The sequence below is a fragment of the uncultured Maritalea sp. genome (genome assembly GCF_937139385.1).
Lineage (GTDB): Bacteria > Pseudomonadota > Alphaproteobacteria > Rhizobiales > Devosiaceae > Maritalea > Maritalea porphyrae_A.
Genome location: NZ_CAKZPW010000164.1, coordinates 1 through 11,561 on the forward strand (window position 1 = coordinate 1; position 11,561 = coordinate 11,561).

At 50.3% G+C, this 11,561-nt stretch carries 11 protein-coding genes; 6 read left to right on the forward strand and 5 right to left on the reverse strand.

Features of this window, described 5'->3' with window-relative positions; all coding sequences use genetic code 11:
• On the forward strand, nt 1-658 hold a 658-nt coding region (locus Q0231_RS06890), incomplete at its 5' end, for a methyl-accepting chemotaxis protein (RefSeq protein ID WP_299346670.1).
• A 162-nt stretch (nt 659-820) separates the two neighbouring features.
• Complete coding sequence (locus Q0231_RS06895; protein ID WP_299346672.1) at nt 821-1,201, forward strand: hypothetical protein; 381 nt, start codon at nt 821-823, stop codon at nt 1,199-1,201.
• A gap of 275 nt (nt 1,202-1,476) precedes the next feature.
• Here the strand turns inward: Q0231_RS06895 and groL are convergent, their stop codons facing one another.
• Both groL and Q0231_RS06905 read right to left on the reverse strand, forming a co-directional pair.
• The gene (gene groL, locus Q0231_RS06900; RefSeq protein ID WP_299346674.1) at nt 1,477-3,123 is read right to left on the reverse strand and encodes a chaperonin GroEL; all 1,647 of its coding nucleotides are present in this window, start codon (nt 3,121-3,123) and stop codon (nt 1,477-1,479) included.
• A gap of 52 nt (nt 3,124-3,175) precedes the next feature.
• A complete protein-coding gene (locus Q0231_RS06905; protein WP_269392591.1) occupies nt 3,176-3,466 on the reverse strand; it encodes a co-chaperone GroES in 291 nt (96 codons plus the stop codon).
• Between the two features lie 333 nt (nt 3,467-3,799).
• Here Q0231_RS06905 and Q0231_RS06910 point away from each other — a divergent pair, with 333 nt between their 5' ends.
• Both Q0231_RS06910 and Q0231_RS06915 read left to right on the forward strand, forming a co-directional pair.
• Nucleotides 3,800-4,939 (forward strand): glycosyltransferase family 2 protein, encoded by a 1,140-nt coding sequence (locus Q0231_RS06910; protein WP_299346679.1) that lies wholly within the window; start codon nt 3,800-3,802, stop codon nt 4,937-4,939.
• Between the two features lies 1 nt (nt 4,940).
• Nucleotides 4,941-6,797, forward strand: coding sequence for a glycosyltransferase family 39 protein (locus tag Q0231_RS06915; RefSeq protein ID WP_299346682.1), 1,857 nt, complete (start codon nt 4,941-4,943; stop codon nt 6,795-6,797).
• Here the strand turns inward: Q0231_RS06915 and Q0231_RS06920 are convergent.
• Both Q0231_RS06920 and Q0231_RS06925 read right to left on the reverse strand, forming a co-directional pair.
• On the reverse strand, nt 6,751-7,236 hold the full coding sequence (locus Q0231_RS06920; RefSeq protein ID WP_299346685.1) for a GNAT family N-acetyltransferase: 486 nt from the start codon (nt 7,234-7,236) through the stop codon (nt 6,751-6,753). The genes Q0231_RS06915 and Q0231_RS06920 overlap by 47 nt on opposite strands.
• 6 nt (nt 7,237-7,242) lie before the next feature.
• Entirely contained in the window at nt 7,243-8,697 is a 1,455-nt protein-coding gene (locus tag Q0231_RS06925; RefSeq protein WP_299346688.1) for a sigma-54 dependent transcriptional regulator, read from the reverse strand.
• A 216-nt stretch (nt 8,698-8,913) separates the two neighbouring features.
• Here Q0231_RS06925 and Q0231_RS06930 point away from each other — a divergent pair, with 216 nt between their 5' ends.
• Together Q0231_RS06930 and Q0231_RS06935 are read left to right on the forward strand one after the other, a co-directional pair.
• Nucleotides 8,914-10,161 (forward strand): EAL domain-containing protein, encoded by a 1,248-nt coding sequence (locus Q0231_RS06930; RefSeq protein ID WP_299346691.1) that lies wholly within the window; start codon nt 8,914-8,916, stop codon nt 10,159-10,161.
• Nucleotides 10,162-10,185: 24 nt separating this feature from the next.
• Nucleotides 10,186-11,043: a TIGR01459 family HAD-type hydrolase gene (locus Q0231_RS06935; RefSeq protein ID WP_299346694.1), complete on the forward strand. Its 858-nt coding sequence runs from the start codon at nt 10,186-10,188 to the stop codon at nt 11,041-11,043.
• A gap of 10 nt (nt 11,044-11,053) precedes the next feature.
• On the opposite strand, the gene Q0231_RS06940 is transcribed toward Q0231_RS06935, so the two are convergent.
• Nucleotides 11,054-11,561: protein phosphatase CheZ (locus tag Q0231_RS06940; protein WP_299346696.1), on the reverse strand; the 508-nt coding region annotated here is incomplete at its 5' end.

Here is an 11,561-nt window from a genome sequence, read left to right on the forward strand (position 1 = left end):
GATGACCAACGCCAGCTCCGCCATGGAGCGCATTACGTCTTCGTCTGAAAAAATCTCCAACATTATCGGCATGATCGATTCTATCGCGTTCCAAACCAACTTGCTGGCGCTTAACGCCTCGGTGGAAGCGGCACGGGCCGGTGAAGCGGGCAAAGGCTTTGCGGTTGTGGCGGTTGAAGTGCGCCGCCTCGCGCAGTCCGCTGCCCAAGCCTCTTCAGAGGTGAAAGCGCTGATTGAACAGTCTGCAACTGAGGTGGGTGAGGGCACCCGCCTTGTGAGCGAAGCCACCGAAAAGCTGCAAAAAATGGTTGAAGCAGCCCGCAAAAACAACGAGTTAATGGCCTCCATCGCCAAAAACTCGAGCGCGCAAACCAACGCCATTGACGAGATCAAAGCCGCCGTTGCGCAAATCGATGAGATGACTCAGCACAATGTGGCGCTGGTGGAAGAAACCAACGCCGCAATTGAACAAACCGAACAGCGCTCGACCGAATTGGACGAGATTGTTGAAGTGTTCAAAATTGATGGCAACCGCGTTAGCTACGCCGCGCCTGCAAAGGTGAAGGCCCAACCAAGAGCAACCGCCCCGCAAAATCTAAAAGCCGCCTATGGCGTTAGCGGTAGTGCAGCGATAAAGGAAGAATGGTCTGAGTTTTAAACGGGCCATACTCTTAAATCTTTCAAAGGCGGTCTTTTGGCCGCCTTTTCTTTTGGTGTTGAAAATCTGAGTGCGGCCCCCATATCCCAAAAACATATTTTCGTGCATTTTGCCCTATCTGTTCATCACGATCTGTAGGGCGAACCAACAGGAGCCGCCAATATGAAAGGCAGATTTATGATGGTCAGGCGGGCTCTGATCACCGCCATTGCAGGCTTTTTGATCTTGCTGCATGTGGTCGGGCTTTACGACACACATATACGCGGCGCGCTTTTTGACCATCCCGCCTTGACCAATGTCCAGTCGTTGCTATCTCTTCTCATCATCATCAGCCTAACCCTTGTGATAATGGCCAAACGCATGGGCCTTGTTGCCATGTGGATCAGCATCACGGCGCTTATTCTCACCCAATATTGGGCGCATTTTGGTTTTGTTGATGCGGATTTCACCGCGGGCCGTTCCCTCTTGTCCTATCTGCGCGGCTTCATGATCCCCACGCTCATTACGGTTTTGTTTTTGTTCCCGTTCAAGGTGAAACGATAAAGGCTCGCTCTGCCTCACGGTGCGCAACACAGTTTTCATGACGGCCTAAAACCGGCCTATGAAAACTGTTGCACCTCCGGCGGGGCGGCCAAAAAGTTGGTCGGGGTCCTCAACAACGAGTTGTTTCGTCCGTCTTTTCCCACACTTGCTCAGCATCGGTGTTGGGACCAATCGGCGGGGGTGCCGGGGTCGGGAGCGTAGCGACCAACGGCGGCGCGAAAAAAAGGGCGACCCAAAGGCCGCCCTAATTTCACAATACGTTTTGAGTGCAGAGCTTAGAAGCCCATACCACCCATGCCGCCCATGCCACCCATATCAGGTGCGCCGCCACCGGCTGCTTTTTCTTGTGGAATTTCAGCAACCATAGCTTCGGTTGTGATCAACAATGAAGAAACAGACGCAGCGTCTTGAAGTGCTGTGCGCACAACTTTAACAGGATCGATGATGCCCATTTGGATCATGTCGCCATACTCAGATGTTTGTGCGTTGTAGCCGTAAGTTTCTGAAGCGTTTTCGAGAACTTTGCCAACAACAACAGAAGCTTCGTCACCAGAGTTTGTAGCGATCTGACGGATAGGAGCTTGAAGCGCGCGCTGAACGATCTTGATGCCAGCATCTTGATCAGCATTTGCGCCTTTAACAGTTAGAGCAGATGAAGCGCGAAGTAGAGCAACGCCACCACCAGCAACAATGCCTTCTTCAACCGCAGCGCGTGTTGCGTTCAATGCATCGTCAACGCGGTCTTTGCGTTCTTTAACTTCAACTTCGGTTGCGCCGCCAACTTTGATAACAGCAACGCCGCCAGCAAGTTTAGCCAAACGCTCTTGAAGTTTTTCGCGGTCATAGTCAGAAGAAGTGTCTTCGATCTGAGCTTTGATTTGACCAACGCGACCTTCGATGTCGTCTTTTGTGCCCGCACCATCAATGATGGTTGTTGTTTCTTTAGTAATGTCAACGCGCTTTGCAGTGCCCAACATGTCCAAAGTAACTGTTTCAAGCTTGATGCCAAGATCTTCTGAGATCACTTGACCACCAGTCAAAATCGCGATGTCTTCAAGCATTGCTTTACGACGATCACCAAAGCCAGGAGCTTTAACAGCTGCAACTTTAAGGCCACCCCGCAAACGGTTCACAACCAAAGTTGCAAGCGCTTCGCCTTCAACATCTTCAGCAATGATAAGAAGTGGACGTGAAGACTGAACAACAGCTTCAAGGATCGGCAACATAGCTTGTAGGTTTGAGAGTTTTTTCTCGAACAACAAGATGTATGGGTCTTCAAGTTCTGCAGTCATTTTTTCTGTATTTGTAGCAAAATACGGAGAAAGGTAACCACGGTCGAACTGCATGCCTTCAACAACATCAACAGTTGTTTCAGAAGTTTTAGCTTCTTCAACAGTGATAACGCCTTCGTTGCCGACTTTTTCCATTGCGCGTGCAATTTCTTCGCCGATAAACGCTTCGCCGTTAGCAGAGATTGTGCCCACTTGAGCAACTTCTTCGCTTGTCGAAATGTTTTTCTTTGCTTTTGCAAGATTGGCAATAACTTCAGTTACAGCCAAATCGATGCCGCGCTTAAGGTCCATTGGGTTCATGCCAGCGGCAACCAATTTCACGCCTTCAACAACAATTGATTGCGCCAAAACTGTCGCAGTTGTTGTGCCGTCACCAGCAACATCGTTGGTTTTTGAAGCCACAGAACGCACCATTTGCGCGCCCATGTTTTCAAACTTATCTTCAAGTTCGATTTCTTTAGCAACAGAAACACCATCTTTGGTGATGCGTGGTGCGCCAAAAGACTTGTCGATAACAACATTACGGCCTTTTGGGCCCAATGTAACTTTTACAGCGTTTGCAAGGATGTTGACGCCCTTAAGCATCTTATCGCGGGCATCGGTGCCGAATTTTACTTCTTTAGCAGACATTCAGTTTGCTCCTTAGAGATGTAGAAAAATGGGGGATTAGAAAAGGCTCGGATTAGCCTTCAATCACGCCCATGATGTCGCTTTCTTTCATGATCAACAGGTCTTCACCGTCGATCTTAACTTCTGTGCCAGACCATTTGCCGAAAAGCACACGGTCGTTGGCTTTAACGTCTGGCGTGATGTGCTTGCCATCTTCGTCGCGGGCGCCCGGGCCAACAGAAACGATAACGCCTTCAGAAGGTTTTTCTTTAGCTGTGTCTGGAATAATGATGCCGCCTGAAGTTTTTTCTTCAGAATCGACACGACGTACGACTACTCGGTCGTGAAGTGGACGGAAGCTCATGCTCGTTCCTTCAAATTGTTATCTGTTAAGTCAAAAACAAAGGTCGTTAGCACTCTTGGTTGGTGAGTGCTAACAACCAGCGTCACACAAATAGTAAGCCCCCCGCACAGAGTCAAGGATAAGCAAACAAACTTTTTAATCAGATTTTTAAAGAACCCTTGCAAAACCCGCGCTCAGCAGTGCCAAGAAAGCACTTTGCCCGAGGATATCTTTCGTGCAAGCGTGGTTTAGTTTGCTCAGCAATTGCCTTTTTGAGCGCACCCGGTTAAGCCTTTGCGCGATAAATGGGGACTGTTCCCCCAAAACCGCCGTATATTGACCAAGAGTGACCTGATGGATCGCACCAGCGAAACGCAAAGCCAATCCGCAAACACAAAAATTGAGCCACAGCTTTCGCTTGTGGTCCCAACCTTTAATGAAGCGGGAAATGTCGCTTTGTTGGTGGAAAAGCTCGAGGGTGTTTTGGCCGATATCCAATGGGAGATCACCTTTGTTGATGACAATAGCCCAGACGGCACCGCGGATGTCGTAAAAGAATTGGGTAAGTCCAAATCCTATGTGCATTGCATCAAGCGGATCGGGCGGCGCGGCCTATCTTCAGCCTGCGTTGAAGGCATGGCTTCAAGCAATGCGCCTATTGTTGCGGTGATGGACGCAGATTTGCAGCACGACGAAACGGTGCTGCCTCAAATGTTTGAAATGGTTGCTGGTGGCAAAGACCTGGTGCTGGCCTCTCGCTTTTATGGTGGGCAAACTGCTGAAGAGGGTTTGACCAAATTCCGCGAAATGGGGTCAAACGTGGCCAATTGGATCGCCAATTTGGTAACGGGCACAAAAATCACCGACCCAATGACCGGGTTTTTCATGCTGAAGCGTGAACGGTTCGAGCATGTGGCACCAAAACTCTCGAGCGAAGGCTTTAAGATCCTCCTCGATATTATCGCCACCGCCCGCAATATGGGATCGCCATTAGATATTGGTGAAGTCGGCTTTAAGTTCCGCGCGCGACATGACGGTGAAAGCAAAATGAGCCCGCTTGTTGCGGTCCAGTTTTTTGGTCTTGCCTTATCAAAAATGACCGGCGGGCTATTGCCGGTGAGCTTTTTGCTCTTCGCGCTGGTTGGTGCATTTGGCGTGGTGGTGCATTTGGTGGCGCTAACGCTCGCCAGCAGCCTGTTTGGGTTCAACTTTACCAACGCTCAATTGTTTGCCACCTTGGTGGCGATGACATCCAATTTCCACCTCAACAATATCCTCACCTACGCAAATCAGCAGCTACGCGGCCCAAAGTATTGGCGCGGGCTTTTAAGCTTTTATGCCGTGTGCGCAATCCCTGCGATTGCCAACGTATCGGTTGCCGCTTTTATCTTTGAAAAGAACTCGCTCTTTTACGTGGCGGCAATTGCCGGCATCTTGATCAGCATGGTGTTCAATTACGCCATGACCCGCATATTCACGTGGCGCATCAAGTAATATGCAAACGGGCGCACAAGAATTACGGCACCGCATAAGAGCCCCCCAAGGGCAAATTAGAAATGCTGTCATTTGGTTGATTGTCGCCACCACGATTTACCGGCTGTGGGGGGCATGGGCCATCGATCTGGTGATCGGTGAAGCCTATTATCTCAGCTCCGCCCGGCAACTGCACCTGAGTTACTTTGATCAACCTCCGGTCTTTCTGTGGGTGATTTGGCTCACCAAAACACTGACCGGCAGCGAAGCGCCAATAACTTTGCGTCTGCCCTTTGTTTTGATGTTCTCAGGCGCCACCTGGATGTTCTATCGCATCGGGGCGCGCTTTCATTCCGAACGCGCAGGCCTATTCACCGCAATCATTGCCAACATCCCCATATTGTTCACGCTCTCCATCGGATCTTGGATGCAGCCCGAAGCGCCGTTGACCCTCTTGTGGTTGGTTGCTGTGTGGTTGCTCTTGGATATCTTCTTTGGCCCCCAAAAGCGCACTGGTATCAAGAGCTGGTTGCTTGTTGGCCTTGTGCTTGGTTTGACCTTTATGACCAAATATCACGCTGTGTTTTTGGTCTATGGGGCAGGGCTGTTTGCACTGTTCAACAAAGATGCGCGAAAGTGGGTCTTGCATCCTGGACCATATTTGGCTTTTGCAGTTGCAGTCATCATTTCGCTCCCGGTTTTGATCTGGAACCTACAAAACGATATGGCCTCGTTTGCCTTTCAAGGTGGTCGTGCGCTGGGTGACCAGTTCCGCCCAGAATGGTTGTTGCGCATGATCGGTGGGCAGCTGATTTATATGACCCCTTGGATAGCGCTGCCAGCGCTTTGGGTTGGGGCCAAATCCCTATTCAAGGGACCCACGGCCGCTTATCCTATAAAGACCCAAAGCGGCATGAGCTTCTTCTTTGTTATGCTTGCGCATGGACCTATTTTGTTTTTCACAGCTGTGGCCGCATGGTCTGACACCCAGTTTCATTTTCACTGGCAAGCGCCTGGTTATATGATGTTGTTCCCGATCTTGGGCGCAAGTTCAGCAATCTTGTGGGACAAACATCGCAAGCTGGTTCTGGGTTGGTTGGCCGTTGGAGCGCTGCTAAGCTTTGTTGTGATGACAGCGCTCATTTCGCATACAATTACCGGATGGGCGCGGGATTATTTCCCCCCGGGCGAAGACCCCACCAACGGCGCGTTGCGCTGGCAGGAGCTTGAAGATTTCTTTGAAGCCGAAGGTGTTTTTGAAAAAGAGAACACGTTCATTGCCGGGTATTTTTGGACTGAATGTGGCATGATCGACAATGTGGTGCGTGGCACACTGCCTCTTGCTTGTTTAAGCGATGATCCAAGAAATATTGCGTTCAACATATATCTGACAAAACATCAAGGCGATGACGCTTATGTGGCGGCAGTATTGCACGATGATGCAACTGTTATGGATGACCTATCAAAAGTCTTTGAATCGGTGGAGCGGGTTGGCGAGGTTGTGCTGATGCGCAATGGCGCGCCAGCCATGAACCCGATCCGCATATATAAAGGGCACAGCCTACGCGTTGATCGGGAATTCAAAAAGTTAGAAGCTGACATTGTTGAATTTGCAATGCTGCCCCGTACTCAGATTGCGGAGTTGAAAGGCAAATTGTCGCGCGCGGCAAACGATGGCCCCGAAACGGTTAACCTGCTGCTCGATGGCGAGAATATTGGCCAGATTGAAATGAGCGGGCCAGAGGCAGAATTTGTGATCTACCCGCCACACAATTGGCAAATTGGGATGCGTGATGTCTTGATAGAGTTCAAGGCCGAAAGTGGCGCGCCGATTAAGATTGAGTATCTGACTGTGGACGTGGCAAACCTGCATTTGTAGGGCGCATCATTATGGTTTCAACTTCGTCGCTGCTCGCAACCGTAAAGCCAAATTTGGCATAAAATGCTTGCGCCGGGCTTTGGTTTAGAACAATCAGAACAATGTCCTTTTGCGCTTTGTCAGCAACATCTATTGCGCGTTCAAGCAAAATCTTGCCAATGCCTTGACCTTGATAATCAGGCAGCAAATAGAAATGACCCAAATATAGTTGATCTTGTTTTGGGATAATGGCGTAACAGCCGATCAGCTTGTCTTCATCAAACACAAGCGTTGTGCACTCAGGCTGAAATTCCCCCGCGAACCGTTTGCGAGCCCGAACGGGGTCAAACCGCCCAAGCGCCTCTAGGCTCGGGCGCATTGTGATCAAACGAATGTCAACAAGCCGCTCATAATCATCGCCGGTGGCTGAGCCAAATCTTAGACTAGGTGGGATTGGCATAAGCACCTACGCGGCGCTGCGTTCCTGTGCTTCCAGTTTTTCCCAAGACAGCTTTTTGCGATAGATCGTTGAAGGGCTGATCTCAAGCGCAGCAGCGGCCTGTGAAATATTGCCACCAAATGCGGCGAGCGCATCTTCAATTATCTTTTGCTCTTGCTTCCATAAGGGCAGCATTTGTTCGCCAACAGATTGGGCGTGACGGTTTGGAATGTGTGTGTTTGGCACGGGCGCAACAGCCATGGCCGCATTGGCTTCTACATCGGCCAAACGCACCATGCGGGACGTCACCAATTCCCCATCGTGCATCACAACGATACGGCGAATAAGGTTTTGAATTTGGCGCACATTGCCTGGCCATTCTCGATCCATAAATTGATCGGCAGTTTCACGGTCAAAACCAATAAACTGTTTGCCTTCTTCTTGCGCATATTGCGTCAAGAATTTTTCAGCGATGGGCATAATATCCGCAGGGCGCTGGCGTAATGGGGGCAAATGAATGGGTAAAACGTGCAAACGGTAAAACAAATCTTCGCGGAACTGCTTTTCCGCAATCATTTGCATGGGGTTGCGGTTGGTGGCGCAAATAATGCGCACATCCAGTTCACGCGGCAAAGCTTCGCCCACGCGGTTGATCGAGCGGGTTTGCAAAAAGCGTAACAGCTTGGCCTGCAGGCTCAAATCGAGTTCACCGATTTCATCAAGGAACAAAGTGCCGCCGTTGGCGATTTCTGCTGCGCCTTCGCGATCTTCCATCGCTCCAGTAAAGGCACCTTTTGCCACACCAAACAGTTCGGTTTCCATCAAGTCGCGTGGGATCGCCCCACAGTTGATGGCAATAAAGCGTCCTTCTTTGCGCGGTGAGCGCGCATGTAGAGCTTCGGCACATACTTCCTTGCCAGTTCCGCTTTCACCCGTGATGAAAACTGGAGCTGCGGAGGGAGCAATGCGGCCAATTTGCTCATAGATGACCTGCATTTCAGCAGAAGTGCCGACGAATCCTTCAAAATCCACATTTTCGCCATTTGACTTTGGCGGTGTGAATTGGCGGCGTTTGCCGTGACGTACAGATAATTCATCCAAACGCTCAAACATGGTGGCCGCCGAGACAGGTTTTGCAAAATAGTCATGGGCACCTGAACGCATGGCCGCAACGGCCATAGAAACAGAACCACCATCAGACAATGCCAAAACAAGTGCGCCCGGTGCTTGGCTGGTGATGCGCAACAGCGCAGCTTCGGCGTTTGGATCAAGGTCGCAAAGCGTGTCTAAGTCACAGATAACAATGTCAAATTCGTTGGCTTTGAGGGCGCAAAGGGCGGCCCGTCCACTGGTCACATGTGCACAAGGTACATCATCCCCCCAATCCTTGGAAAGGTGTGCAAAACACTCGTTTTGGACCAAATTGTCACGATCAATGACGAGAACTTGGGTAGGACATGATAAGCCATTTGCGACAGGCATTATGGCATTACTCCCGATTCTGGGTCTTCTTTTCGCATTCTTGCTTGCCTCAATTCTTTAGGAATAGGGTAAACAAAGTGTTTGCAACTGCCGCATAATTGAAAAATAGTTTGTGAATGTGCCAAACTTAGCCCGAAATGCCCCTCTTTGAAGGCGGGCTTTGAAATGCTATGACAAGGGAATGACGGATTCTCGTTAATAAGGGAACGAATAGTCTTGCGTGCGATCGTTTTGTTTTTTTTGGCTGTGGCCTGCCTGAGCATAGGGATAACGACCTATTTTGCGCTCGGCTTTACGGTGATCGAGTCGTTCCTTGTAACCATCGTGGCGTTGCTTGCCAGTTTTGTGTTTATTGAAGCTTTGTTTCGGCGCCGTACCGAAACCTATTTGGTTAATCAAACCGAATCCATTGCCCGGCAACTTTCAAACGTTGCAAAAACCTCTGAAATGCTTAGCGATCAAGTCAGCTTCTTGTCCGGTTTAAATATGAAAGACCGAACGGATAATCTTGAAGCCGATGTATCTGTTTTGGGCACCGTGGTGCGCCAGCTCGCAGAAGCAGTGGCGGAAATGGAAGAAGCCCAAGCCGCTGGTGTGGCCGGGTCAAACAAAAATTCGGCTGACTACAGATACAAGGGCGACGAGGACAGCGGACGCGGCGGCGGATTTGAATTTATTGATAATGGCCCTGTTGTGCCCATCGAGGCAGTTCAGCACGCTTTGGCGAATAATGAGATCGAGCAATTCTTGCAACCGATCGTATCGCTGCCACAGCGGCGCACGCTGGGCTATGAATTGATGCCAAAACTACGCACTGATGATGGTGTGTTGCATGAAGCTGAAGATTTTTTGCATTATGAAGACAACACCGGCACAATTGCCGAACTCGAGCAATTGTTGATCCGCCAAGCGGCCAATATTGTGCATCGTGCCAACATTACTGGCGATCCAACAAATCTATTTGTGCCTATTTCTCTTGCCCTGTTACGGGATAAAGAAAACTGTAGCACCATGGCGGGCCTATTGGCCTCAAATCGTGCTGTTTCAGCCAGTCTGATGCTGACCTTATCTGAAGCGACATTTGACGCTTTGAACGCCTCTGACAAAAAATCTTTGGCTGAGCTGGTACGGGCCGGGGCTGGAATCTGCCTGGACAATGTGCGTTCTTTGCGGCTTACGTTCCAAGCGATGTCGGAGCGGGGCGTCAAATTTGTGAAAGCTGATGCGCAAGCATTCATCAACAATCCGCTCGATTTTACGGATTTTCATCGGGCTGACCTTGCCGACTATGTGGAACGATTTGGCATTGGCCTTATCATGGACAATGTCACAAGCGAGGACCATGTCTTAGAATTACTCGACGATAAAATTCCTTATGCGCAAGGCAAACATATCGCTCAGCCTTCCCCCGTGCGGCCAGATTTAGCATCGGAAAAATCGTCAAAACGCAGCGCCACGCGCTAATTCACAAAAAGGTATTGCTCAAAAATGACAACGTCTATTCGCCGGCGTGGCCTTGATGCCGTTCATACCGATTTCAACGTGATTTTTTGTGACGTTTGGGGCGTGCTGCACAATGGCGAGCGCGTGCACCCCAAAGCGGTTGTGGCTTTACAAAACTTTCGCAAAACCGGCGGCGCTGTGATTTTGGTCACCAACGCGCCACGGCCATCAGCCGAAATTGAAAGTGAATTGCTGGCAATGGGCGTGCCTCAAGGCGCGTTCGACGGATTGGTGAGTTCTGGCGAAGTCACCCGCGATCTGATCGCAGATTATCACGGTAAAACCATCTATCGATTAGGGCCGCAGAGCGACGATGGGCTTTTTGACGGCATTGAAGTGCATTTCGGCTCGCTCGACGAGGCCGAAGCCATTATTTGTTCTGATCTGGAATATGGCCGTACGCCGCATGATTATGATCAAGAAGTCCTCGATTGGAAGGCGAGGGGCCTGCCCTTCATTTGCGCCAACCCGGACAAATTTGTCGAAATTGGCGATCAATTGATCTATTGCGGTGGTGCATTGGCCGATGTTTATCAAGAAGCAGGCGGCGAAGTGATCATGGCGGGCAAGCCGTTCACCCCGATTTACGAAAAAGCCAGCCAATTGGCACTTGCGAGCCGCAATATTGCACTCAAGGATCAAAAGGTCCTCGCCATTGGAGATAGCGCCAGAACCGACGCCACGGGCGCGGCGCTTATTGGGGCGGGCTTTCTTTTCGTGTCCGGATCAATCCACGCGCAAGATTTGGGTGATCTATACGCGCCTGATGAGATGCAGATCCAAAAACTATTGGCGCCAACGGGCGCCAAAGTGGTGGGCTATTGCCCTTTTCTGGAATGGTAACAAACAGAGCCTAGAACATGGCGTCCACAGCGTCTTGATCAATGCCTTCGCCCTTATTGGCTGGCCCCTTGACCAATCGCGCGCGGTTTCGCTTTTCAGTTTCGCTTATTTTTGGCGCGTTGGGGGTGATCTGATTGTTCTCAATCATGCGGCACAAAACGCCAATGCGTTCTTCAATCACCTCGACGGTTTGAATGACGCGCGTCACCCGCTGCCCCGTGAGGTCTTGAAACGTACAAGCTTCAAAAATGGCCAACATATGTTGCTCAACAAATTTGGCGTAAGCCTCTGGATCAGATTTATCCGCGTCCATCACCTGCTCAGCGATGTTCATAATCGAATTTGTGGCCACTTCGGTGGCGGAAACAATGGCGCTTAGTTCGCGACCCATTTCCGGGATGCGACGAGAAAAAATATCGTCCGGATCAACTTTCGAAAGGTCTCCGCGCAGCTCCTCAATGCAATTGAGCATGTCCCTTAGTTCGCGATACATGGATTTGTCCAAGCTGCGTACCAAG